We start from the raw sequence: 23,985 nt of genomic DNA on the forward strand, positions 1-23,985 counted from the left end.
GACGCCGGTTCACATCCAGGCGTCGGGACCGGGGTCGCCGCCCGCCGCCACGACGGCGAGCCGGTCGGTGTAGTGCGTCCAGCCCTCCTCGTGCGCGGCACACGCCTCCGGGGAGGGCAGGTCCCGGTGGACCAGCCGCAGGAGGGTGCCCCCGGGCACCGGCGCCAGCGTGATCTCGACCGTCGAGGAGCCGGGCGGCACGGGCATCCCGCCCTCGGCCCAGCCCCAGGTGAACACCAGCCGCTTGGGCGGGTCGATCTCCACGAAGCGGCCCTGCGCGACGTTCTCCCCGGTGACCCGCGTGCGATAGGCACCGCCCGGCTCGAAGGCGAACTCGCCGTCGGCGCCCATCCAGGACAGCCACTTCTCCCGGTCGGTGAAGAAGGAGAACACCGTCTCGGGGCGGGCGGCGATGCGCCGCTCCACGGTGACCGTGTCGTCGCTCACGAGTCCGTCCCTTCGGATCGCCCGGCCCGCTCCGCCGCCTCCGCCAGCTCGGCGAGCGTGTCCAGCTTGGCTGCCCACATGGACTGCAGATACGTGGCCAGCGGGCCGAGGGCTTCGCGGTCGGCCCGGTAGAAGCGCTTCTTGCCCTCCTGGCGCAGCGTAACCAGGCCGGAGTCCCTGAGCACCTTGAGGTGCTGGGAGACCGCCCCGAAGGTGACGTCGAACCGCTCGGCGATCTCGCCCGCGGACAGCTCCGCATCCCACACCAGCCGCAGGATCTCGCGCCGCCTGGGCTCGGCGACCACCCGTACCGCATCCATGACAGTCATTTTAGTCGCCACTTGAATTTGCCATGCCGCCGCGAGTCATTTTAGTGTTGACTAAAACGACGGGCTTCACGGCGAGGCCCCCGAAGGAGCACATGACATGCCTGACATCGCTATGCAGCTGGCCATCGAGGCCGACGCCGACACCGTGTACACGGCGGTCTCCACGGCCGACGGGATCCACGGCTGGTTCACCACGACCGCCACTGCGGGCGAGGGCGTGGGGAGCCTGCACGAGCTGGGCTTTCCCGGTGTGCCCGAGCCGTGGCGGCTCAGCGTCACCGAGGCGGAGCCCGGCAAGCGGCTCGTCCTCGTGGGCGAGAACGGCCCCTGGACCGGCACCGAGCAGACCTACGAGATCCTCACCCGCCCCGAGGGCGGTGTGACCCTGCGCTTCACGCACAGCGGCTTCCCGGCCGTGGACGACGCGTACCGCGACTTCACCTACGGCTGGGCGACGAAGTTCGTGCAGCTCAAGAGCTATGCCGAGACCGGCGAGCCCGCGCCGTTCTTCACGCGCTGACCGCCACCACGCCCCATCGGAACCGAGGGAGAGAACCCATGAACACCCAGCACAGCACGCTCGACCCCGCCATCCGCGAATGCGCCGCGGCGGTCGCCGCGACCGCCTCCGGCATCCGCGAGGAGCAGCTCGTGGACCGCACCCCGTGCGAGAAGTTCACCGTCGCCGAGCTCCTCGACCACCTCGGCGCGACCCTGGACTCCGCCGCGCGCGCCGCCCGCAAGGAGGCACAGCCCCGGCCGGGCGGCACCGTACCGGCCGTCTCGCCGGGCGCGCTGGCCGACTCCGCGGACCGGGCCGCTCGGGCCTGGTCCGACCCGGCGGCGTACGAAGGCACCGCCGAATTCGGGCCGGGGGAGCTGCCGGCCGCCTTCGCCGCATCCATCACCCTGCACGAACTGGCCCTGCACGGCTGGGACCTGGCACGCGCCACCGGCCAGTCCTTCGCCGTCAGCGAGGAGACCGCACGGATCGCGCTGGGCGTGGTCGAGCAGATCGCCGACCAGGCGCGGGGCAATGGCGGATACGGCCCGGCCGTGTCCGTGCCGGCCGACGCTCCCGCCTTCCAGCGGGCGCTCGGGGCCAGCGGCCGGAATCCTGGATGGCACGGCTGACCGCGTCGCGGGTGGTGTTCCGAGGCAGGACCGGGAGATCCGCATGACGATCGACGAGACGGCGGAGCGGGTCATCGGGCTGCCGCCGGTGCGCGTGGCCGCGTACGCCATGGACTGGCGCCACGACCCCGAGTGGACCCAGGGCATCCGCACCGCGGAACTGACCAGGGACGCGGCCACGGGCGGCTTCGGCGTCGGTGCCGAGGTCACCCGTACCGCGTACTTCCTGGGCAGGCGCATCGACTATGTGCTGCGGGTGGCCGCGTACGACCCGCCGGGGCTGCTGGACATGGTGTCCGTCGCGGGCCCGGTGCCCATGCACGTCACGTACACCTTCGACGCGCACCCGCGGGGCACCCTGGCCCGTATCCGGGTCCGGGGCGACGCCGGCGCGCTGTACCGCCTGGCCGCTCCCGTCATGGCGAGAAAGGTCCGCTCGTCCATCGCCAAGGATCTGCGGGATCTGGAACGCAGGCTGGCGGACCGGCCGCCGGGCGCGCCCGCCTGACCAGGGCTATCGGCCCTGTCCAGCGGCCGCCTTCGCCGCCCGCTCCACCCGGTCCCGGTGCTCCGCCCACGCGGCCGCGTCGCCGGGGGCCATGTTGGTGCCGTCGGGCCGCTGGCCCACGGCGCCGTCGAGGAGTTCGCGGACGATGTCGGCGTGTCCGGCGTGCCGCTGGGTCTCGGCGGTCATGTGGGTCAGGGACCGGTGGAGTGTCGTCTCGTTCCGCGCGCCCGGTATACGGCCGAGCGCGTCCAGGGGCAGCGACTCGATCGTCTCGTCGGAGTGCGCGCAGGCCCGCCGGTACAGGCCGACGATGTCCTCCCGCGTCTCGTCGGCCCGTGCCCACAGGTCCGCGTTCGGCTCGGCGTCGCCGGTGAACCACAGCGGCGTCCCGGCGAACGGCCGCCCGAAGGCTGCGCCGAAGTACAGCGCCTCGGCGCCCGCCAGATGCTTGACCAGCCCGAGCAGGTTCGTGCCGGTGGGGGTCATGGGGCGCCGGACGTCGTACTCGGACAGACCGTCCAGCTTCCACAGCAGCACGTCACGGGCGTCCTGCAGATACACCTGAAGGTCCGCCTTGGGATCCGGTCCGGTCATGGGACCAGTCTGCCGATCAGACGATCTCTGTTCATGTGATTTACCGACCGGGTGGGGGCCCGGACGCTCCGGGCCCCCACGGCGGCTCAGCGACGCCCGTTCTTCGGGTCGAGCAGACCCGCGCGCCGCAGTGCGTCCGCCATCGCGCTGTTGGCGGGCGGCGGGGGAGCCTGGCGCCCGCCCCGGTCTCCGCCACGGCCCTGCCCCGCGCGCTGCTGACCCTGCCGCTGCTGGCCCTGCCCCTGCTGGCCCTGCCGCTGCTGGGGCGGCCGTCCGCCACCGCCGCGCTGCTGCCGCTCCTGCGGGGCGGACTCGTCGTCCAGCCGCAGCGTCAGCGAGATCCGCTTGCGCGGGATGTCCACGTCGAGGACCTTCACCTTGACGATGTCACCCGGCTTCACGACGTCACGCGGATCCTTGACGAACGTCTTCGACATCGCGGAGACGTGGACCAGGCCGTCCTGGTGGACACCGACGTCCACGAACGCGCCGAAGGCGGCCACGTTCGTGACGACGCCCTCCAGCACCATCCCGGAGGACAGGTCGGAGATCTTCTCCACGCCCTCCTTGAAGGTGGCCGTCTTGAAGGCCGGACGCGGGTCACGGCCCGGCTTCTCCAGCTCCTTCAGGATGTCGGTGACGGTCGGCAGACCGAACGTGTCGTCCACGAACTGCGACGGCTTCAGCGAGCGCAGCACCCCCGTGTTGCCGATGAGGGAGGCCACCTCCTGGCCGGAGGTCTTCACCATGCGCCGGACGACCGGGTACGCCTCCGGGTGCACGCTGGAGGAGTCCAGCGGGTCGTCGCCGCCGCGGATCCGCAGGAAGCCCGCGCACTGCTCGTACGCCTTCGGGCCCAGCCGCGCCACCTTCTTCAGCTGCGAGCGCGAGGTGAACGGGCCGTTGGCGTCCCGGTGGGACACGATGTTCTCCGCCAGCCCCGAGGTGATGCCGGAGACCCGGGCGAGCAGCGGGGCGGAGGCCGTGTTCACGTCGACGCCCACGCCGTTCACACAGTCCTCCACCACCGCGTCCAGCGAGCGCGACAGCTTCACCTCGGACAGGTCGTGCTGGTACTGGCCGACACCGATCGACTTCGGGTCGATCTTCACCAGCTCGGCCAGCGGGTCCTGGAGCCGGCGCGCGATGGAGACCGCGCCGCGCAGCGACACGTCCATGTCCGGCAGCTCCTGCGAGGCGAACGCGGAGGCCGAGTACACGGAGGCGCCCGCCTCGGACACCATCACCTTGGTGAGGTTCAGCTCCGGGTGCTTCGTGATCAGCTCACCGGCCAGCTTGTCGGTCTCCCGGGACGCCGTGCCGTTGCCGATCGCGACCAGCTCGACCGCGTGCTCCTTCGCCAGCCGGGCCAGCTTCGCCAGGGCCTCGTCCCACTTGTTGGCCGGAACGTGCGGATAGATGACGTCGGTGGCGACGACCTTGCCGGTCGCGTCGACCACGGCCACCTTCACGCCCGTACGGAAGCCCGGGTCCAGGCCCAGCGTCGCGCGCGTGCCCGCCGGGGCGGCGAGCAGCAGGTCACGGAGGTTCGCGGCGAAGACGTCGACCGCCTCGTCCTCGGCGGCCGTGCGCAGCCGGAGCCTGAGGTCGATGCCGAGGTGCACGAGGACGCGGGTGCGCCAGGCCCAGCGGACCGTGTCCGCCAGCCACTTGTCGGCCGGGCGGCCGCGGTCGGCGATCCCGAAGCGGTTCGCCACGATTCCCTCGTACGAGGACTTTGCCGAGGGGGCCGCGGAAGACTCTGTCGGCTCCTCCGGCTCCAGGACGAGGTCCAGGACCTCCTCCTTCTCGCCGCGCAGCATGGCGAGGATCCGGTGCGAGGGCAGCTCGGTGAACGGCTCGGCGAAGTCGAAGTAGTCGGCGAACTTGGCGCCCGCCTCCTCCTTGCCCTCCCGCACCTTCGCGGCCAGCCGGCCGCGCACCCACATGCGCTCGCGCAGCTCGCCGATCAGGTCGGCGTCCTCCGAGAAGCGCTCGGTGAGGATCGCCCGCGCGCCGTCCAGGGCGGCCTGCGGATCGGCGACACCCTTGCCGGCGTCCACGAAGGCGGCGGCAGCGGCGAGCGGCTCGACCGCCGGGTCCCCGAGCAGGCCCTCGGCCAGCGGCTCCAGGCCCGCCTCGCGCGCGATCTGCGCCTTCGTCCGCCGCTTCGGCTTGTACGGCAGGTAGACGTCCTCCAGGCGCGCCTTGGTCTCGGCGCCCCGGATCTGTGCCTCCAGCTCCTCGGTGAGCTTGCCCTGCTCGCGCACCGACTCCAGGATCGCCGTCCGCCGCTCCTCCAGCTCCCGCAGATAGCGCAGCCGCTCCTCGAGCGTGCGCAGCTGCGCGTCGTCGAGCATCTCGGTCGCTTCCTTGCGGTAGCGGGCGATGAAGGGCACCGTCGAACCGCCGTCGAGCAGCTCCACGGCAGCCTTGACCTGCCGCTCCCGTACGCCGAGCTCCTCGGCGATCCTGCCTTCGATGGACCCTGCTCCGAGGGACCCGGGTGTCGTCACGTCCCGTACCGCCTTCTCCACTGAGGTTGCGCGGCAATTGTGGCAGGCCGGACCGACAACTGTGGATCAGGGCGCCCGCACGTCGCCGGACCGTCGTGGCAGAAAAGGTGGGGAACCCGTCATTGCGGCCCTCCGCGGTTCCGCCAAGAATCGAACTCATGGCGCAACGAACCGTTCTCGTCGTCCTGTTCGACGGTGTTCAGAGCCTCGACGTCACCGGCCCGCTGGAGGTCTTTGCGGGCGCCGAGCAGCACACCCCGGGCAGCTACCGCCTCCGTACGGCCTCCCTGGACGGCGGCCCCGTCCGCAGCTCCAGCGGGCTCACCCTCGTACCGGACCTGGCGCTGGCGGACGCGTCCGACCCGCACACGCTGCTCGTCCCCGGCGGGCAGGGCACCCGCCGTCGCGACCCGCGGCTGACCGACTGGCTGCGTGGGCACGGACCGCGTGCCGAGCGGCTGGTCTCCGTGTGCACCGGGGCGATCCTGCTCGCCGCCGCCGGTCTGCTGGACGGCCGCCGCGCCACCACCCACTGGGCGTACTGCGACAGGCTCGCCCGGGACCACCCCGCCGTCGAGGTCGACCCCGACCCCATCTACGTACGCGACGGACACGTGGCCACCTCGGCCGGCGTCACCTCCGGCATCGACCTCGCCCTCGCCCTGGTCGAGGAGGACCTGGGCCGGGACACCGCCCTCGCCGTCGCCCGCCACCTCGTGGTCTTCCTGCGCAGGCCCGGGAACCAGGCCCAGTTCAGCGCCCAGCTCGCCGCGCAGACCGCCCGGCGCGAACCGCTGCGCGATGTCCAGCAGTGGATCAGCGAGCATCCGGACGGCGACCTGAGCGTCGAGTCGCTCGCCGCCCGCGCCCGGCTCTCGCCCCGTCACTTCGCCCGGTCCTTCCAGGCCGAGACCGGCACGACCCCCGGCCGCTACGTCGACCTCGTCCGCCTCGAACACGCCCGCCGGCTCCTGGAGGACACGGCCGACGGCATCGAGGAGATCTCCCGCGCCAGCGGCTACGGCACCCCCGAGGCCATGCGGCGCGCGTTCGTCAGAGCACTCGGGACCGCACCGGCCGAGTACCGCCGCCGGTTCCGTCCCGCCTCCGTCCGCTGAACCTCCGGCCCGAACCGTCCTGCGACCATCCACCGAAGGGGAAGACATGCAGATCGCCATCGTCGTCTACGACCGTTTCACCGCCCTCGACGTCGTCGGCCCGTACGAGATGCTCTCCCGTCTCCCGGACACGGAGACGGTCTTCGTCGCCGAGGAGACCGGACCCGTCCGCACGGAGACCGGATTTCTCGCCGTCACCGCCGACAAGTCCCTGGCCGAGGTGCCGAGCCCCGACATCGTGGTGGTGTCCGGCGGCCCGGGCCAGAGCGCCCTGATGGAGCACACGCCCCTCCTGGACTGGCTGCGCGCCGTCGACGCCACCAGCACATGGACGACGTCCGTGTGCACCGGCTCCCTGCTGCTCGCCGCCGCCGGACTCCTGGAGGGCCGCCGCGCGACCTCGCACTGGCTGGCCCTCGAACAGCTCCGGCAGTTCGGCGCGGAACCGACCGGCGAACGGGTCGTCTTCGACGGCAAGTACGTCACCGCGGCCGGTGTCTCCTCCGGCATCGACATGGGTCTCACGCTGGTCGGCCGGATCGCGGGCGACGAGTTCGCCCAGGCCGTGCAACTGGGCACCGAGTACGATCCGCAGCCGCCCTACGAGGCGGGTTCCCCGGGCAAGGCGCCCGAGCACATCGTCGGCCTGCTGCGCGAGCGGAGCCGCTTCATCCTGAAGTAGTCCAGGTGAACCGCGGCTGCCTGCGCTCCAGGAACGCGGCGACCCCCTCCGCGGTGTCGTCGCTGCCGCGTGCCTGCTCCGTCCAGTGGGCGTCCCGGTCGGTGCGCCCGTTCGCGAACTCCTTCGCCGCGGCCTGGGTCAGCTGCGAGCGGGAGACCAGGATCCGGGTGAACTCCGCGACCCGCTTGCCGAGTTCGCCCTCCGGCAGCACCTCGTCGACCAGACCCGTGCGCAGCGCCCGCCCCGCGTCGATCAACTCGCCGGAGAAGAGAAGGTACTTGGCGGCGGCCGGGCCCACCAGCGAGACCAGCCGGCGGGTGGAGGACGCCGGATACACGATGCCGAGGTTCGCCGGGGTCACCCCGAACAGGGACCCCTCCTCGGCGAAGCGCAGATCGCAGGCCGCCGCGAGCTGGGACCCGCCGCCCACGCAGTGACCGCGGATCGCCGCCAGGGTCGGCCCGGGGAACGCCGCGAGGGCCTCCTCCGCCGCCACGGCGAGCCGCTGCGCCTCCTCCGGCGAGCCCCGCAGCGTCGAGATGTCGGCCCCGGCGCAGAACGTCCCGCCCTCGCCGGTGAGCACCAGCGCCCGTACGGCGGGATCGGCGGCCAGCGCGTCGAGCAGCGGCGGCAGCGAACGCCACATCTCGGCCGTCATGGCGTTGCGCTTGGCCGGGTGGTGGACGACGACGGTGGCGACCGAGCCGGTCACCGTGTGCAGCAGCTGGGGCTCCATGCCCGGATGCTATCCGCCCCGCCCACGGCGTGATCTGCGGGGAACCCGTCATACCCGTACAACCCGAATAGTTCGCGAAGGTGGCGCGAGCGGGACAGGAGCAGTCCCAACAACTGACCATGTCATACGCCAACGGTCAGAACCGCTCGATACCAGCTGACTTCTTGTCAGACATCCGGGGCGGAGCCGGTCGTTATCAACACTCGTCGTGTGGTGACAATCGAGCGCAAGGGTGGCGACCGGACGATGGAGAACCACGGGCGCGGGTACGACTCGCGCCCACAGGGGGGCGACCAGCAGGCGCCGGACCCGCTGCCGTACGAAGGAGTGTGGCGGTTCACCGCCGCCGCTGTCGACGCCTCGGTCCCGCAGGCCCGGCATGCCGTGCGGGACCTGCTGCTGCGCCAGGGCGTTCCGGTCTCGGACGATCTGGTCCACGGGCTGTTGCTGATCGTCTCCGAACTGGTCACCAACGCGGTCAAGCACGCGGCGCTGCTGTCGCCGATGCTCGCCGTGGAGGTGGCCGTCGGGGCCGAGTGGGTGCGGGTGTCGGTGGAGGACAACCATCCCTACCGCCCGACCGCCCTGGAGGCCGACCACGGCCAGACCGGTGGCCGTGGGCTGCTCCTGGTCCGGGAGGTGGCCTGGGAAGCGGGCGGCGTGGTCGACGTGGAGCACACGGCGAGCGGCGGCAAGGTGATCTGGGCCGCCCTGCCGCTCAAACCCGTGCGGCTGCCGTGAGGGAGATCACCAGCCCGCGGACGGGCCCGTCAGCTCCCTGACCGCCGGGCGGGCCGCGTCCAGGACGGTCATGAACCAGGACGAGAAGGTGTCCCTGGCGTGCCGCTCCGCGAGCTCGGCCGGCGTCACGAAGGCGGTCGCGCCGACCTCCTCCGGGTCCGGCGCCGGCGGGGCCTGCACCAGGCCGACGAACAGGTGGTTGTACTCCTGTTCGACCAGGCCCGAGGCCGGGTCCGGGTGGTTGTAGCGGACCGTGCCCGCCTCGGCGAGCAGCGACGGGGAGACGCCGAGCTCCTCGTACGTCCGCCGGGCCGCCGCCGCGAAGGGGGCCTCGCCGGGGTAGGGGTGGCCGCAGCAGGTGTTGGACCACACACCGGGGGAGTGGTACTTGCCGAGCGCCCGCTGCTGCAGAAGCAGCCGCCCGCGCTCGTCGAAGAGGAACACCGAGAACGCGCGGTGCAGCTGTCCCGGCGGCTGATGGGCGGCGAGCTTCTCCGCCGTGCCGATCGTCACACCCTTCTCGTCGACCAGTTCCAGCAAAATCTCGTCCGCGGTGCCGTTCGACGAGCTGTGCGTCGCGGTGGCAGGTGTGATCGGCATACCCATCCTTCGCCTCGGTCTTGGCACCCCAAGTCTGCCGTACGAATCCGGCGCTACCGGCACTTCCCGGCACGGGCCACGCCGGAAGGCGGACCCGGTAGAGGATCGTGCCCGGCGGGTGCGGCAGAGAACCGTCCGGAGGCTTCGAACACCAGGACGCCAGGGGCGGCCGGACCGCTGTGTCGCGGTCGCGACGACGTGCGGCGCGGTGCCGTCAGTGGCACAGCCGCGCTTCGTGCTCCGCGTGCCCGCCCGGCTCCAGCTGGAAGGTGCAGTGCTCCACGTCGAAGTGGTGGCCCAGGCAGCCCTGCAGCTCGTGCAGCATCTTCTCGTGGCCTATGGCGTTCAGCACGTCCGAGCTCACGACCACGTGCACGGACAGCACCGGCATACCGGAGGTGATCGTCCAGGCGTGCAGGTCATGGACGTCCTCCACACCGTCCAGCGCCAGGATGTGGGCCCGTACCTCGGCCATGTCGACGTCCTTGGGGGCCGCTTCCAGCAGCACGTCGAGGGTCTCGCGCAGCAGCTTCACCGTGCGCGGGACGATCATCACACCGATGAGGAGCGAGGCGATCGGGTCGGCGGCCTGCCAGCCGGTGGTCAGGATCACGGCCGCCGAGACGATCACGGCCAGCGAGCCCAGCGCGTCCGCGGCCACCTCAAGGAACGCGCCGCGTACGTTCAGGCTCTCTTTCTGGCCGCGCATGAGCAGCGTGAGCGAGATCATGTTCGCGACCAGACCGATTGCGCCGAACACGATCATCAGTCCGCCCTCGGTGGCGGCGGGCGTGAAGAACCTCTGGACCGCCTCGTACAGGACGTAACCGCCGACGCCTAGCAGCAGCAGGCAGTTGGCGAGGGCGGCCAGGATCTCGGCGCGCGCGTAGCCGAAGGTGCGGTTCGTGCTCGGCGGCAGGTTGGCGAAGTGGATGGCGAGCAGGGCCATGCCCAGGCCGAGCGCGTCCGTGGCCATGTGTGCGGCGTCCGCGATCAGCGCGAGCGAATCGGCGAGTACACCGCCGACGATCTCGACCACCATGACGACGAGCGTGATCGACAGCGCGACGCGCAGTGTGCCGCGGTACGCCGCCGCCGCCGTACCCGTGGGCGGCGCGTGCGTGTGCGTGTGCCCGTGATCGTGACCGGCCCCCATGGCAACCGCCCTCCTGTGGTGCGCTCGAGCTCACAGTGAACTACGGGTGGGGGGTATCCGGCAACGCGGCACTGAACACCGTTGTCATGTGCCTTGACCTGCGGAAACGAACCGCAGGTCAGGGCACCCTCACTTCACTCGGGGTGGTGCAGCCGCCAGCCCTGCCAGGCCGACTCCACCATCTCCCGCACCCCGCGCCGGGCCCGCCAGCCCAGTTCCCCGGCGGCCCGCGCCGCCGAGGCGACCGCGCGCGGGGCGTCCCCGGGGCGACGGCCCTCGACGAGGGGCGTCCGCCGGTCGCCGGTCACCTCACCGATGACCGTGATCAGTTCGCGGACCGAAACGCCCTCGCCGCGTCCGATGTTCACCGTCAGGTCACCGGCCGGGCCGCCCTCGGCGAGCCGCCGGGCCGCCGCGAGGTGCGCCTCGGCGAGGTCGGCGACATGGATGTAGTCGCGGATGCAGGTGCCGTCCGGTGTCGGATAGTCGTCGCCGAAGATCCGCGGGGCCTCGTCGCGGGTGAGCCGGTCGAAGACCATCGGGACGATGTTGAACACGCCCGTGTCGGCCAGCAGCGGCGCGGCCGCGCCCGCCACGTTGAAGTAGCGCAGGCACACGGTCGCCATGCCGTGCGCCTGTCCCGCCGCCCGCACCAGCCACTCCCCGGCGAGCTTGGTCTCGCCGTACGGGTTCACCGGAGCGCACGGGGTGTCCTCCGTGATGAGGTCCACATCCGGGTTGCCGTACACGGCCGCCGACGAGGAGAACAGGAACCGCTCGACCCCGGCACCGGCCGCCGCCTCCAGGAGCGTGGCCAGGCCGCCCACGTTCTCCCGGTAGTAGCGCATGGGCTGCGCCACCGACTCGGCGACCTGCTTGCGCGCCGCCAGATGCACCACACCGGTCACGCCGTGCTCGGCGAGGACCCGCTTGAGCAGCTCCGCGTCCATCGTGGAGCCCGTGACGAGCGGCACCTGTGCCGGGAGCCGCTCGGGCACCCCGGCCGACAGGTCGTCCAGCGCCACGACGCGCTCCCCGGCGTCGGCCATGGCCCGCGCCACATGCGCCCCGATGTATCCGGCCCCGCCGGTGATCAGCCAAGTCATGGTCGCCCACCCTATGCCGAGGCCCGGCGGCCACCCCCGATGTCCCGGATGCCCGGTCCGGGGGCGGGGTGCGCGGGCACGGTTTGTGGGGCGGACCCCCGATCACCGATGATGATCGCGGCAAAGGCCGGTGGAGGCCGCGTCGACCGACCCGTGAACGGGCGGTGAACACGGGCTTCCGGTCATCGGATAGCCTCTGCCGACATGCCGCCCGGCTGTCACGGACAAGCGGCGCATCCATCACGCAGACGACCGGCGCGGACGCGTCGGCACCCAGGGAGTGAGTTCGGTTGTCGACCGCAATCGTCACCGGTCAGCCGGTCCCCGGATCGTCGCTCGAAAGCGATCTGCGGTCCCTCGGCTTCGAGGTGCGGGTGGCGTCCGACGCCTCCGGCACCGAGACCCTCCTCGCGGCCGTCCCCGGCGACCAGCGCGTCGCCGTCGTCGACGCCCGCTTCGTCGGCCACCCGCACGCACTGCGCCTCGGCCTGACCGACCCCCGCTTCCCGCTCGCCGCGGTCACCGGCGCCGTGACCGCGCAGCCGGCCGGCCGCCAGGCCCTGGCCCGGGCGGTCGCGCGGGAGACGTCGGAGGGCGGCGGCACGGCGCTCGCCGTGGACAGCCTCGCCGACCGCGTCGTCACCGCCCTGGACGCCGAGGGCGCCGAAGTGCACCGCCCCGAGCTGGGCAGCCTGGTCGCGAGCGTCCCTACCGACCCGCAGGCCCGCAACGAGGCACGCCAGGCCGTGGACGCCGTCGACGACGAGGCCATCCGCCTGAAGTCGGCCGTGAAGGCGCGCGACGGCTTCTTCACCACCTTCTTCATCAGCCCGTACTCGCGCTACATCGCCCGCTGGTGCGCCCGCCGGGGCCTCACCCCCAACCAGGTCACCACCGCCTCCCTGCTCACCGCCCTGATCGCGGCGGGCTGCGCGGCCACCGGCACCCGTGTGGGATTCGTCGCGGCGGGCATCCTGCTGATCTGCTCGTTCGTCCTGGACTGCACCGACGGACAGCTCGCCCGCTACTCGCTCCAGTACTCGACGCTCGGCGCCTGGCTGGACGCCACCTTCGACCGGGCCAAGGAGTACGCCTACTACGCGGGCCTCGCCCTCGGCGCGGCCCGCGGAGGCGACGACGTGTGGGCCCTCGCCCTCGGCGCGATGGTCCTGCAGACCTGCCGGCACGTGGTGGACTTCTCCTTCAACGAGGCCAACCACGACGCCACCGCCAACACCAGCCCCACCGCCGCCCTCTCCGACAAACTCGACAGCGTCGGCTGGACGGTCTGGGTGCGCCGGATGATAGTCCTGCCCATCGGCGAACGGTGGGCGATGATAGCGATCCTGACCGCGGTCACGACCCCGCGGATCACCTTCTACGCGCTGCTCGCGGGCTGCGCCTTCGCTGCGACGTACACCACGGCCGGGCGGGTGCTGCGGTCGCTGACGCGCAAGGCGAAGCGCACGGACCGGGCGGCACAGGCGCTGGCGGATCTCGCCGACAACGGCCCGCTCGCCGGATTCGTGGCGCGGACCATGCGCGCCCCGCTCGGCTCCCCCTTCCTGGTGGCGCTCGGCGGCGCGGCCATCCTCGCCGTGTCCCTCTTCTCCGGCGTGACCTGGGCGCCGGTCGCGGGTGCTTTCGCCTACGCCCTGGCCTCCGGCCAGGCGCTCGCCCGCCCCCTCAAGGGCGCCCTCGACTGGCTCGTCCCCCCGCTCTTCCGCGCCGCCGAATACGGCACCGTCCTGGTGCTCGCCGCCAAAGCCGAGGTGAACGGAGCGCTTCCGGCGGCTTTCGGCCTGGTGGCCGCCGTCGCCTACCATCACTACGACACGGTGTACCGCATCCGCGGCAACGCCGGTGCGCCGCCGGCCTGGCTGGTGCGCGCGATCGGCGGGCAGGAGGGGCGGACGCTGCTCGTCACGGTCCTGGCCGCGCTGCTCACCGCTGTGCAGTTCAAGGTCGCGCTCACGGTCCTCGCCGTGGCCGTCGCCCTGGTGGTGCTCGTCGAGAGCATCCGCTTCTGGGTGTCCTCCGGGGCGCCCGCCGTACACGATGAAGGAGAACCCGCATGATCGGCCTCGTGCTGGCGGCCGGCGCCGGACGGCGTCTTCGCCCCTACACCGACAGCCTTCCCAAGGCTCTGGTGCCGGTGGGCCCCGCGGGCATAGAAGAGTCGATCACGGTGCTCGACCTCACACTCGGCAACTTCGCCGAGATCGGCCTGACCGAGGTCGCGATCATCGTCGGCTACCGCAAGGAGGCCGTGTACGAGCGCAAGGCGGCCCTGGAGCAGAAGTACGGGCTCAAGCTCACCCTCATCGACAACGACAAGGCCGAGGAGTGGAACAACGCCTACTCCCTGTGGTGCGGCCGTGACGCCCTCAAGGACGGTGTGATCCTCGCCAACGGCGACACCGTCCACCCGGTCTCCGTCGAGCGGACGCTGCTCGCCGCCCGCGGTGACGGCAAGAAGATCATCCTCGCCCTGGACACGGTGAAGAACCTGGCCGACGAGGAGATGAAGGTCGTCGTCGACCCCGAGAAGGGCATGACGAGGATCACCAAGCTGATGGACCCCGTCGAGGCGACCGGCGAGTACATCGGCGTCACCCTCATCGAGGGCGACGCGGCCCCCGAGCTGGCCGACGCGCTCAAGACCGTGTGGGAGACCGACCCGCAGCAGTTCTACGAGCACGGCTACCAGGAGCTCGTCAACCGCGGCTTCCGGATCGACGTCGCGCCGATCGGCGACGTCCGGTGGGTCGAGATCGACAACCACGACGATCTCGCCAGGGGACGGGAGATCGCGTGCCAGTACTGACCCGGCTCATCCCGTCGCCGGTCGTCGTGGACATCCGCCCGGGTGCCCTCGACGATCTGGTCGGCGTACTCGCCGACGAGCGCATCTCCCACTCGGGCAGGCTCGCCATCGCCGTCAGCGGCGGTTCGGGCGTGCGGCTGCGCGAGCGACTGGCGCCCAGCCTGCCCGGCGCCACCTGGTACGAGGTCGGCGGCGGCACGCTCGACGACGCCGTCACACTGGCCGGGGACATAAGAGCCGGTCACTTCGACGCGGTCGTCGGCCTCGGCGGCGGCAAGATCATCGACTGCGCGAAGTTCGCCGCGGCGCGGGTCGGCCTGCCCCTGGTCGCCGTGCCGACGAACCTCGCGCACGACGGCCTGTGCTCACCGGTCGCCACCCTCGACAACGACGCGGGCCGCGGTTCCTACGGCGTGCCCAACCCGATCGGGGTCGTGATCGACCTGGACGTCATCCGCGAGGCGCCGGTGCGGTTCGTCCGCGCCGGCATCGGCGACGCGATCTCCAACATCAACTCGATCGCGGACTGGGAGCTGTCCCACCGCGTCACCGGCGAGAAGATCGACGGCCTCGCCGCCGCGATGGCCCGCCAGGCCGGCGAGTCGGTGCTCCGGCACCCCGGCGGCGTCGGCGACAACGGCTTCCTCCAGGTGCTCGCCGAGGCGCTGGTCCTCACCGGTATCGCGATGTCGATCTCCGGCGACTCCCGCCCCGCCTCCGGCTCCTGCCACGAGATCAACCACGCCTTCGACCTGCTCTTCCCCAAGCGCGCCGCGAGCCACGGCGAGCAGTGCGGCCTGGGGGCGGCCTTCGCGATGTACCTGCGCGGAGCCCACGAGGAGGCGGCGTACATGGCCGAGGTCCTGCGCCGGCACGGACTGCCCGTGCTGCCGGAGGAGATCGGCTTCACCGTGGACGAGTTCGTCCGGGTCGTGGAGTTCGCTCCGGAGACCCGGCCCGGCCGCTACACGATCCTCGAACACCTCGACCTCAAGACCCACCAGATCAAGGACTTCTACGCGGACTATGTCAAGGCCATCGGTAGCTGAACTCCGCCCGGTCGTCCACCCCGCGGGGGTGAAGGACCGGCGCAGCGGTGAGCACTGGATGGGACGCCTCTATATGCGCGAGGTGTCCCTGCGGGTCGACCGCTACCTGGTGAACACCAGGGTCACGCCCAACCAGCTCACGTATCTGATGACCCTCTTCGGTGTCCTCGCGGCCCCGGCCCTGCTGGTGCCAGGGATCTGGGGCGCCGTGCTCGGCGTGGTGTGCGTCCAGCTGTACCTGCTGCTGGACTGCGTCGACGGCGAGGTCGCGCGCTGGAAGCAGCAGTTCTCGCTCGGCGGGGTCTACCTGGACCGGGTCGGCGCCTATCTGACCGACGCCGCCGTGCTCGTCGGCTTCGGCCTGCGCGCCGCCGACCTGTGGGGCAGCGGCCGCATCGACTGGCTGTGGGCCTTCCTCGGCACGCTCGCCGCCCTCGGCGCGATCCTGATCAAGGCGGAGACCGACCTCGTCGGCGTCGCCCGCCACCAGGGCGGACTGCCGCCGGTCAAGGAGTCGGCGTCCGAGCCCCGCTCCTCCGGCATGGCACTGGCCCGCAGGGCCGCCGCCGCGCTGAAGTTCCACCGCCTGGTGCTCGGCATCGAGGCGTCCCTGCTGATCCTGGTCCTGGCGATCGTGGACCAGATCCGCGGCGACCTCTTCTTCACCCGGCTCGGCGTCGCGGTGCTGGCCGGCATCGCGCTCCTGCAGACCGTGCTGCACCTGGTGTCCATCCTGGCCTCGAGCAGGCTGCGATGAGCGCCGCACTGAAGGTCGGCGCGGTGATCATCACCATGGGCAACCGCCCCGACGAACTCCGTGCCCTGCTCGACTCGGTCGCCAAGCAGGACGGCGCCCCGGTCTCCGTGGTCGTCGTCGGCAACGGCTCGCCCGTCCCGGACGTCCCCGAGGGCGTACGGACGCTGGAACTGCCCGAGAACCTGGGCATCCCCGGCGGCCGCAACGTCGGCACGGAGGCCTTCGGCCCCGGCGGCCGCGACGTCGACATATTGCTCTTCCTCGACGACGACGGCCTGCTCGCCCACCACGACACCGCCGAGCTGTGCCGCCAGGCCTTCGCCGCCGACCCGGAGCTCGGCATCATCAGCTTCCGCATCGCCGACCCGGACACCGGCGTCACCCAGCGCCGGCACGTCCCGCGGCTGCGCGCCTCCGACCCCATGCGCTCCTCCCGGGTGACCACCTTCCTCGGCGGTGCCAACGCCGTCCGTACCAAGGTCTTCGCCGAAGTCGGCGGTCTGCCGGACGAGTTCTTCTACGCGCACGAGGAGACCGACCTGGCATGGCGGGCCCTCGACGCCGGCTGGATGATCGACTACCGGTCCGACATGGTGCTGTTCCACCCCACGACCGCGCCGTCCCGGCACGCGGTCTACCACCGCATGGTCGCCCGCAACCGTGTCTGGCTGGCCCGCCGCAACCTCCCCGCCCTCCTGGTCCCCGTCTATCTCGGGGTCTGGCTGCTGCTCACCCTGCTGCGCCGCCCCTCGCGCCCGGCCCTGAAGGCCTGGTTCGGCGGGTTCAGGGAGGGATGGGCCACCGCGTGCGGTCCCCGCAGGCCGATGAAGTGGCGTACGGTGTGGCGGCTGACCCGGCTGGGCCGGCCCCCTGTCATCTGACAAGCTCGACCGTGAGGCGTCGCGCAGCGAACGCGAGGCGGCCTCGAAGACGAACTCGAAGACGAAAGTTTCCCCCCGTGAGTGAGACAACGCATGACGGCGGCGTCGCGGTGAGCGCGGCTCCGTCGCCCGACGAGGGACTGACGGCGACCCAGCTCGCCGCCCGGTACGGGCTCGCGGTGAGCGGTGCCCGGCCCTCGCTCGTCGAGTACGTCCGTCAGCTGTGGGGCCGGCGGCACTTCATCCTCGCCTTCTCCCAGGCGAAGCTGACCGCCCAGTACAGCCAGGCCAAGCTCGGCCAGCTCTGGCAGGTGGCCACGCCGCTGCTGAACGCGGCCGTGTACTACTTCATCTTCGGCCTGATCCTCAAGGCGAGCCGGGGCATGTCGCACGATGTGTACATCCCGTTCCTGGTCACGGGCGTCTTCGTCTTCACCTTCACGCAGAGTTCGGTCATGGCCGGCGTCCGCGCGATCTCCGGCAATCTCGGCCTGGTCCGCGCCCTGCACTTCCCGCGCGCCTCGCTGCCCATCTCCTTCGCGCTCCAGCAGCTCCAGCAGCTGCTGTTCTCGATGCTCGTGCTGTTCGTCGTCGCCATCGGCTTCGGCAGCTACCCGGACCTGTCCTGGCTGCTGATCGTGCCGATCCTGGCGCTGCAGTTCCTCTTCAACACCGGTCTCGCGCTGATCATGGCGCGGGCGGGCTCGAAGACCCCGGACCTGGCGCAGCTGATGCCGTTCGTGATGCGCACCTGGATGTACATGTCCGGCGTGATGTTCTCCATCCCGGTCTTCCTGGCGGACCAGCCCCAGTGGCTGGCGAACGTCCTGCAGTGGAACCCGGCCGCGATCTTCATGGACCTGATGCGCTTCGCGCTGATCGAGGGATACGGCGGCGAGAACCTCCCCGACCACGTCTGGGCGGTCGCGGGCGGCTGGGCCGCGCTGTTCGCCGTCGGCGGCTTCGTGTACTTCTGGAAGGCGGAGGAGAGGTACGGCCGTGGCTGAGCAGAACACCGAGCGGAGCACCGGGCAGAACCACGATCCGCGTCCCACTGTCATCGCGGACGACCTGCACATCGTCTACCGCGTCAACGGCGCCAAGACCGGCAAGGGCAGCGCCACCGCGGCCCTCAGCCGCATCCTCGGGCGAGGCAAGAACGACGAGGCGCGGGGTGTGCGCAAGGTGCACGCCGTGCGGGGCGTCTCCTTCGTCGCCTATCGCGGCGAGGCCATCGGCCTGATCGGCTCCAACGGCTCCGGCAAGTCCACGCTGCTGCGGGCCATCGCCGGTCTGCTGCCCGCCGAGCAGGGCAAGGTCTACACCGACGGCCAGCCCTCCCTGCTCGGCGTCAACGCGGCCCTGATGAACGATCTCACCGGTGAGCGGAACGTCATATTGGGCGGGCTCGCCATGGGCATGTCCCGTGAGGAGATCAAGGAGCGGTATCAGGACATCGTCGACTTCTCCGGCATCAACGAGAAGGGCGACTTCATCACCCTGCCGATGCGCACCTATTCCTCCGGTATGGCGGCCCGTCTCCGCTTTTCCATCGCCGCCGCCAAGGACCACGACGTCCTCATGATCGACGAGGCCCTGGCGACCGGCGACCGCAAATTCCAGAAGCGCTCCGAGGAACGCATCCGGGAACTGCGCAAGGAAGCCGGCACCGTGTTTCTGGTCAGTCACAACAACAAGTCCATCCGTGACACCTGTAACCGCGTTCTGTGGCTGGAGCGCGGCGAGTTGCGCATGGACGGCCCGACGGACGAGGTGCTCAAGGAGTACGAGAAGTTCACGGGCAAGTAGGGGTCTGCCCCGCCGGGTTCGTTCAGGGCCCCGCCGGAACCTTTCCGGCGGGGCCCTGCGTCTGCAAAGGAAACGTCAACTCGGCCTGGGCTCAGGAATCTTGACGCCAATCGGTGTGTTGTTGTGATGTGCAGGACACCCCGACAGACCTCGCTCCGCTGTACAACGTAAGCTGTACCGGTCCCCGAAAGCGGCAAGTGGGGCGATAATACGCCACACCCACCGCCCGGGGCGCCCCACGGACGGGCGGGCGGCGTGTCCGAAATAGTGAGTATCGGGTCGGCAGTGTAGAACGGGAGATGTGACGGCAATGGCTACGGAAACTCCCCAGCTCAACGCAGCATGTGCCGTCCCCGCCACGGGCAGTCCACGGTGACGGCAACCGACATGCCGCGCACCGGGGATCCCGCGCGCGGCACCCTCGACAAGGCCGCGGACGAGAACTTCCCCGTGGCCCCGTTCTTCCTGCCCAGGGCCTGGCGTGACGATCTGATGGCCGTGTACGGCTACGCGCGCCTCGTCGACGACATCGGCGACGGCGACCTGGCGCCCGGCGGTGCCGACGCCCGTCTGCTCGGCGTGTCGCCCGAGGAGGCCGGGGACCGTCTGCGCCTCCTCGACGCCTTCGAGGCGGATCTGCACCGCGTGTTCGACTCCACTCCGCGCCACCCGATCCTGCGCAGCCTCCAGCCGGTCGTCCGCCGCCGCTCGCTGACCCCCGAGCCCTTCCTCGGCCTGATCGCCGCCAACCGCCAGGACCAGCTCGTCAAGCGGTACGAGACCTACGGCGACCTTCTCGCCTACTGCGAGCTGTCCGCCAACCCCGTCGGCCGCCTCGTCCTCTCCGTCACCGGCACCTCGACCCCCGAGCGGATCCGCCACTCCGACTCGATCTGCACGGCCCTCCAGATCGTCGAACACCTCCAGGACGTCGCCGAGGACCTCGGCCGCGACCGGATCTATCTGCCCGCCGAGGACATGAAGCGCTTTCAGGTCCAGGAGGCGGATCTCGCCACGAAAACCGCGAGCGCACCGGTGCGCGCACTGGTTGCGTACGAAGCACAACGCGCCCGCGATCTCCTGAATGAAGGCGCCCCTCTGGTGGGTAGCGTCCACGGCAGGTTGAGGCTGCTGCTCGCAGGGTTCGTGGCGGGGGGAAGGGCGGCGATCCACGCGATCGCCGCCGCCGAATACGACGTACTTCCCGGCCCGCCCAAGCCCGGCAAGATCCAGCTGCTGCGTGAGGTGGGCGTGATTCTGCGAGGAGAGGGGTGATCCGGACCGTGGAGTCGGAACAACACGTGTCCGCACCGGTACTCGCCGCCTACAGCTACTGCGAGGCCGTCACCGGACAGCAGGCCCGTAACTTCGCGTACGGCATCAGGCTGCTGCCGACGCCCAAGCGCCGTGCGATGTCGGCGCTGTACGCCCTCTCTCGGCGCGTCGACGACATCGGCGACGGCGCGCTGGCGGGCGAGGTCAAGGTCGCGCGCCTGGAGGACACCCGGGCGCTGCTCGCCCGGGTCCGCGACGGCGAGGTCGGCGAGGACGACACCGACCCGGTCGCCGTGGCCCTGGCGCACGCCGGCCGGGCCTTTCCGATCCCGCTCGGCGGCCTGGACGAACTCATCGACGGCGTCCTCATGGACGTACGCGGCGAGACCTACGAGACCTGGGACGACCTGAAGGTCTACTGCCGCTGTGTGGCCGGCGCCATCGGGCGGCTCTCGCTCGGCGTGTTCGGCACGGAACCCGGCGCGCGCGGCGCCGAGCGCGCACCCGAGTACGCCGACACGCTCGGCCTCGCCCTGCAGCTCACCAACATCCTCAGAGACGTCCGCGAGGACGCCGAGGGCGGCCGCACCTATCTGCCGGCCGACGACCTGGCGAAATTCGGCTGCTCGGCCGGGTTCAACGGGCCGACACCACCGGAGGGCTCCGACTTCGCGGGCCTCGTGCACTTCGAAGTGCGACGGGCCCGCGCCCTTTTCGCCGAGGGCTACCGGCTGCTCCCCATGCTCGACCGGCGCAGCGGCGCCTGTGTCGCCGCCATGGCCGGCATCTACCGCCGTCTGCTCGACCGCATCGAACGCGACCCTGAGGCCGTGCTGCGCGGCCGGGTCTCACTGCCGGGGCGGGAGAAGGCCTATGTCGCCGTGCGCGGCCTGTCCGGACTGGACACCCGCCGGCACGGATCCCGGCGGACCGTCAGGAGGCGCGCCTGATGGGCGATGCGGGCCTGGACGGCATGGGCCAAGGTGACTCCACCGGAGAAAAGCGGCACGCAACCCTCCGGTGCGGCGCGGCGTCCCTGACTGCGACGACCTGCCGTGCACCGTTCAACCAGCACGGCGGGCGCGCACGGGAGGACGCACGATGAAGGACGGCACGCGGCCGCACGAGCCGCACGCTGGCATCCCGCCAGGCACGGGACGCAGCGCCGTCGTGGTCGGCGGCGGACTGGCCGGCATCACGGCGGCGCTCGCACTCGCCGACGCGGGCGTCCGCGTCACCCTGCTCGAAGGCAGGGCTCGCCTCGGCGGGCTCGCCTTCTCCTTCCGGCGCGGCGACTTGACCGTCGACAACGGCCAGCACGTCTTCCTGCGCTGCTGCACCGCCTACCGGTGGTTCCTCGACCGGATCGAGGGCACGGCGCTGGCACCTCTGCAGGATCGTCTCGACGTGCCCGTTCTCGACGTCGCCAAGCCCGAGGGCCGGCGCCTGGGCAGGCTGCGGCGCGACGCGCTGCCCGTACCCCTGCACCTCGGCCGGAGCCTGGCCACCTACCCGCACCTCTCGCTCGCCGAGCGGGCGGGCGTGGGGCGTGCCGCGCTCGCGCTCAAGGGGCTCGACCTCGCCGATCCGACCCTGGACACGCAGGACTTCGGCAGCTGGCTGGCCGGGCACGGCCAGTCGGCGCGTACCGTCGAGGCCCTGTGGGACCTGGTCGGGGTCGCCACCCTCAACGCGGTCGCGGGCGACGCCTCGCTGGGGCTCGCCGCGATGGTGTTCAAGACCGGTCTGCTGTCCGACCCGGGCGCGGCCGACATCGGCTGGGCGCACGTCCCGCTGGGCGAACTGCATGACCGTCTCGCCCGCAAGGCGCTCGACTCCGCGGGCGTCCGTACCGAGGTCCGTACACGCGTCACCTCCGTCTCCCGCAACGAGAACGGGAGTTGGAGCGTTCAGGTTCCCGGCGAGACGCTCCGGGCGGACGCCGTCGTCCTCGCCGTGCCCCAGCGCGAGACCCACGGTCTGCTGCCGCCCGGCGCCCTCGACGCCCCCGGCAACCTCCTGGAGATCGGCACCGCGCCGATCCTCAACGTCCATGTCGTCTACGACCGCAAGGTGCTCGCCAAGCCGTTCTTCGCGGCCCTCGGCACCCCGGTGCAGTGGGTCTTCGACCGCACCGGGGCGTCCGGGCTGAAGGACGGCCAGTACCTCGCCCTGTCCCAGTCGGCCGCGCAGGACGAGATCGACGAGCCGGTCGCCGCCTTGCGCGAGCGCTATGTGCCCGAGTTGGAACGGCTGCTGCCCGCCGCGCGCGGCGCGGAAGTGAAGGATTTCTTCGTGACCCGGGAGCGCACGGCGACGTTCGCCCCCACCCCAGGCGTCGGGCGGCTGCGGCCCGGCGCCCGCACCAAGGCCCCCGGCCTGTACCTGGCCGGAGCGTGGACCGCCACAGGGTGGCCCGCGACCATGGAGAGTGCGGTCCGCAGTGGAGTCAGCGCGGCCGACGCCGCGCTGGGCGCCCTGGGCCGGCCCCGCCCCCGCCACCTCTTCGCATTCGAGGAGGCGGCCTGATGCCCGATCAGCACGGCTCGGCAGGCCCCCGCACCCCCGGTACCGCAACAAGAGGAGAGACTGTGCCCACTGTGCCCCCGGCCTCGAAGGCCGCTCGAGAGACCGCGGTGGACGTGACCGCGCTCCTGGAGCGCGGCCGGACCCTGGCCACACCGGTACTGCGGGCGGCCGTCGACCGCCTGGCCCCTCCCATGGACACGGTCGCCGCCTACCACTTCGGCTGGATCGACGCCCAGGGCAACCCGGCCGACGGCGACGGCGGCAAGGCCGTGCGCCCCGCCCTCGCCGTGCTCTCCGCCGAGGTCACCGGCGCCGCGCCCGAGGTCGGCGTCCCCGGCGCGGTCGCCGTCGAACTGGTGCACAACTTCTCGCTCCTGCACGACGACCTGATGGACGGCGACGAGCAGCGCCGGCACCGCGACACCGTCTGGAAGGTGCACGGCCCCGCCCAGGCCATCCTGGTCGGCGACGCCCTGTTCGCCCTGGCCAACGAGATCCTCCTGGAGCTCGGCACCGTCGAGGCCGGCCGCGCCACCCGCCGGCTGACCACCGCCACCCGCGCGCTGATCGACGGTCAGGCGCAGGACATCTCCTACGAGCACCGCGACCGGGTCAGTGTCGAGGAGTGCCTGGAGATGGAGGGCAACAAGACCGGCGCCCTGCTCGCCGCCTCCAGCTCCATCGGCGCGGTGCTCGGCGGCGCCGACGACCGCACCGCCGACGCGCTGGAGAAGTACGGCTACCACCTCGGCCTCGCCTTCCAGGCCGTCGACGATCTGCTCGGCATCTGGGGCGATCCGGAGGCCACCGGCAAGCAGACCTGGAGCGACCTGCGCCAGCGCAAGAAGTCCCTGCCGGTCGTGGCCGCACTCGCGGCCGGCGGATCCGCCTCCGAGCGGCTCGGCGAGATGCTCGCCGCCGACGCCAAGAGCAGCGACTTCGAGAACTTCTCCGAGGAGGAGTTCGCGGCCCGCGCCGCCCTCATCGAGGAGGCGGGCGGCCGCGAGTGGACCGCCGAAGAGGCGCGCCGTCAGTACACGATCGCGATCGAAGCCCTCGACGCCGTCGACATGCCCGCCCCGGTGCGGGCCCGGTTCGCGGCGCTCGCGGACTTCGTCGTCGTACGAAAGAGATGATCACTATCGGTCGAATAGCCCTCGCGTAGTCGCCGGCCGGTGCGAGCGCGCAGAC

26 protein-coding genes are annotated in these 23,985 nt (G+C 71.5%); 18 read left to right on the top strand and 8 right to left on the bottom strand.

Annotated elements, in window-relative coordinates; translation table 11 throughout:
* Positions 1-9: 9 nt before the first annotated feature.
* A complete protein-coding gene (locus tag ACIPSA_RS14145; protein ID WP_402633412.1) occupies positions 10-447 on the bottom strand; it encodes an SRPBCC domain-containing protein in 438 nt (145 codons plus the stop codon).
* Complete coding sequence (locus ACIPSA_RS14150; protein ID WP_402633415.1) at positions 444-767, bottom strand: ArsR/SmtB family transcription factor; 324 nt, start codon at positions 765-767, stop codon at positions 444-446. Before ACIPSA_RS14150 ends, ACIPSA_RS14145 begins: the two co-directional genes overlap by 4 nt.
* A 106-nt stretch (positions 768-873) precedes the next feature.
* Between ACIPSA_RS14150 and ACIPSA_RS14155 the strand changes: the two genes are divergently transcribed.
* Genes ACIPSA_RS14155 through ACIPSA_RS14165 form a run of 3 tightly spaced genes read left to right on the top strand, consistent with a single transcriptional unit; the run spans position 874 to position 2,418 of the window.
* Positions 874-1,296 (top strand): SRPBCC domain-containing protein, encoded by a 423-nt coding sequence (locus ACIPSA_RS14155; protein ID WP_402633418.1) that lies wholly within the window; start codon positions 874-876, stop codon positions 1,294-1,296.
* 38 nt (positions 1,297-1,334) lie between these two features.
* Positions 1,335-1,910 carry a TIGR03086 family metal-binding protein gene (locus ACIPSA_RS14160; protein WP_402633421.1) on the top strand — a complete coding sequence of 192 codons (576 nt, stop codon included), beginning with the start codon at positions 1,335-1,337 and terminating at the stop codon, positions 1,908-1,910.
* A 43-nt stretch (positions 1,911-1,953) separates the two neighbouring features.
* Positions 1,954-2,418 (top strand): SRPBCC family protein, encoded by a 465-nt coding sequence (locus ACIPSA_RS14165; RefSeq protein ID WP_402633424.1) that lies wholly within the window; start codon positions 1,954-1,956, stop codon positions 2,416-2,418.
* 6 nt (positions 2,419-2,424) lie between these two features.
* Here the strand turns inward: ACIPSA_RS14165 and ACIPSA_RS14170 are convergent, their stop codons facing one another.
* On the bottom strand, positions 2,425-3,012 hold the full coding sequence (locus ACIPSA_RS14170) for a DinB family protein (protein WP_402633427.1): 588 nt from the start codon (positions 3,010-3,012) through the stop codon (positions 2,425-2,427).
* 86 nt (positions 3,013-3,098) lie between these two features.
* Positions 3,099-5,528 carry a Tex family protein gene (locus ACIPSA_RS14175; protein ID WP_402633429.1) on the bottom strand — a complete coding sequence of 810 codons (2,430 nt, stop codon included), beginning with the start codon at positions 5,526-5,528 and terminating at the stop codon, positions 3,099-3,101.
* Positions 5,529-5,686: 158 nt separating this feature from the next.
* Here ACIPSA_RS14175 and ACIPSA_RS14180 point away from each other — a divergent pair, with 158 nt between their 5' ends.
* Positions 5,687-6,646 (top strand): GlxA family transcriptional regulator, encoded by a 960-nt coding sequence (locus ACIPSA_RS14180; RefSeq protein WP_402633432.1) that lies wholly within the window; start codon positions 5,687-5,689, stop codon positions 6,644-6,646.
* Positions 6,647-6,692: 46 nt separating this feature from the next.
* Positions 6,693-7,328: a DJ-1/PfpI family protein gene (locus tag ACIPSA_RS14185; RefSeq protein ID WP_402633434.1), complete on the top strand. Its 636-nt coding sequence runs from the start codon at positions 6,693-6,695 to the stop codon at positions 7,326-7,328.
* Here the strand turns inward: ACIPSA_RS14185 and ACIPSA_RS14190 are convergent.
* Positions 7,315-8,064: an enoyl-CoA hydratase/isomerase family protein gene (locus tag ACIPSA_RS14190; protein ID WP_402633437.1), complete on the bottom strand. Its 750-nt coding sequence runs from the start codon at positions 8,062-8,064 to the stop codon at positions 7,315-7,317. The two genes, ACIPSA_RS14185 and ACIPSA_RS14190, sit on opposite strands and share 14 nt — an antisense overlap.
* A 246-nt stretch (positions 8,065-8,310) precedes the next feature.
* Here ACIPSA_RS14190 and ACIPSA_RS14195 point away from each other — a divergent pair, with 246 nt between their 5' ends.
* Complete coding sequence (locus tag ACIPSA_RS14195; RefSeq protein WP_402633788.1) at positions 8,311-8,805, top strand: ATP-binding protein; 495 nt, start codon at positions 8,311-8,313, stop codon at positions 8,803-8,805.
* A 6-nt stretch (positions 8,806-8,811) separates the two neighbouring features.
* On the opposite strand, the gene idi is transcribed toward ACIPSA_RS14195, so the two are convergent.
* From idi to galE, 3 genes are all read right to left on the bottom strand, one after another.
* The gene (idi, locus tag ACIPSA_RS14200) at positions 8,812-9,405 is read right to left on the bottom strand and encodes an isopentenyl-diphosphate Delta-isomerase (protein ID WP_402633439.1); all 594 of its coding nucleotides are present in this window, start codon (positions 9,403-9,405) and stop codon (positions 8,812-8,814) included.
* 214 nt (positions 9,406-9,619) lie between these two features.
* A complete protein-coding gene (locus tag ACIPSA_RS14205) occupies positions 9,620-10,561 on the bottom strand; it encodes a cation diffusion facilitator family transporter (RefSeq protein WP_402633441.1) in 942 nt (313 codons plus the stop codon).
* A gap of 134 nt (positions 10,562-10,695) precedes the next feature.
* Positions 10,696-11,667 carry a UDP-glucose 4-epimerase GalE gene (gene galE / locus ACIPSA_RS14210; RefSeq protein WP_402633444.1) on the bottom strand — a complete coding sequence of 324 codons (972 nt, stop codon included), beginning with the start codon at positions 11,665-11,667 and terminating at the stop codon, positions 10,696-10,698.
* Positions 11,668-11,957: 290 nt separating this feature from the next.
* Here galE and ACIPSA_RS14215 point away from each other — a divergent pair, with 290 nt between their 5' ends.
* The 12 genes from ACIPSA_RS14215 (at position 11,958) to ACIPSA_RS14270 (ending at position 23,930) form a co-directional block, all read left to right on the top strand.
* Entirely contained in the window at positions 11,958-13,745 is a 1,788-nt protein-coding gene (locus tag ACIPSA_RS14215) for a DUF5941 domain-containing protein (RefSeq protein ID WP_402633446.1), read from the top strand.
* Positions 13,742-14,494 (top strand): sugar phosphate nucleotidyltransferase, encoded by a 753-nt coding sequence (locus tag ACIPSA_RS14220; protein ID WP_402633449.1) that lies wholly within the window; start codon positions 13,742-13,744, stop codon positions 14,492-14,494. Before ACIPSA_RS14215 ends, ACIPSA_RS14220 begins: the two co-directional genes overlap by 4 nt.
* Positions 14,482-15,543, top strand: coding sequence for an iron-containing alcohol dehydrogenase family protein (locus ACIPSA_RS14225; RefSeq protein WP_402633452.1), 1,062 nt, complete (start codon positions 14,482-14,484; stop codon positions 15,541-15,543). Before ACIPSA_RS14220 ends, ACIPSA_RS14225 begins: the two co-directional genes overlap by 13 nt.
* Entirely contained in the window at positions 15,521-16,300 is a 780-nt protein-coding gene (locus ACIPSA_RS14230) for a CDP-alcohol phosphatidyltransferase family protein (RefSeq protein WP_402633455.1), read from the top strand. The genes ACIPSA_RS14225 and ACIPSA_RS14230 overlap by 23 nt, the downstream gene beginning before the upstream one ends.
* On the top strand, positions 16,297-17,181 hold the full coding sequence (locus tag ACIPSA_RS14235) for a glycosyltransferase family 2 protein (protein ID WP_402633457.1): 885 nt from the start codon (positions 16,297-16,299) through the stop codon (positions 17,179-17,181). Before ACIPSA_RS14230 ends, ACIPSA_RS14235 begins: the two co-directional genes overlap by 4 nt.
* 77 nt (positions 17,182-17,258) lie before the next feature.
* Positions 17,259-18,188, top strand: coding sequence for an ABC transporter permease (locus tag ACIPSA_RS14240; RefSeq protein ID WP_402633460.1), 930 nt, complete (start codon positions 17,259-17,261; stop codon positions 18,186-18,188).
* Positions 18,181-18,990: an ABC transporter ATP-binding protein gene (locus tag ACIPSA_RS14245; protein ID WP_402633462.1), complete on the top strand. Its 810-nt coding sequence runs from the start codon at positions 18,181-18,183 to the stop codon at positions 18,988-18,990. The genes ACIPSA_RS14240 and ACIPSA_RS14245 overlap by 8 nt, the downstream gene beginning before the upstream one ends.
* Positions 18,991-19,377: 387 nt before the next feature.
* Positions 19,378-20,265, top strand: a complete 888-nt coding sequence (gene hpnC, locus ACIPSA_RS14250) for a squalene synthase HpnC (protein ID WP_402633790.1) — start codon at positions 19,378-19,380, stop codon at positions 20,263-20,265.
* The gene (gene hpnD, locus ACIPSA_RS14255; RefSeq protein ID WP_402633465.1) at positions 20,262-21,215 is read left to right on the top strand and encodes a presqualene diphosphate synthase HpnD; all 954 of its coding nucleotides are present in this window, start codon (positions 20,262-20,264) and stop codon (positions 21,213-21,215) included. The genes hpnC and hpnD overlap by 4 nt, the downstream gene beginning before the upstream one ends.
* A gap of 23 nt (positions 21,216-21,238) precedes the next feature.
* Positions 21,239-21,370 carry a DUF6380 family protein gene (locus ACIPSA_RS14260; RefSeq protein ID WP_402633793.1) on the top strand — a complete coding sequence of 44 codons (132 nt, stop codon included), beginning with the start codon at positions 21,239-21,241 and terminating at the stop codon, positions 21,368-21,370.
* Positions 21,367-22,794, top strand: coding sequence for a hydroxysqualene dehydroxylase HpnE (gene hpnE / locus ACIPSA_RS14265; protein ID WP_402633468.1), 1,428 nt, complete (start codon positions 21,367-21,369; stop codon positions 22,792-22,794). The genes ACIPSA_RS14260 and hpnE overlap by 4 nt, the downstream gene beginning before the upstream one ends.
* Before the next feature lie 71 nt (positions 22,795-22,865).
* Positions 22,866-23,930 (top strand): polyprenyl synthetase family protein, encoded by a 1,065-nt coding sequence (locus tag ACIPSA_RS14270; protein ID WP_402633796.1) that lies wholly within the window; start codon positions 22,866-22,868, stop codon positions 23,928-23,930.
* Positions 23,931-23,985: the final 55 nt, after the last annotated feature.

The sequence above is a fragment of the Streptomyces sp. NPDC086549 genome, from assembly GCF_044746205.1.
Taxonomy (GTDB): Bacteria; Actinomycetota; Actinomycetes; order Streptomycetales; family Streptomycetaceae; genus Streptomyces.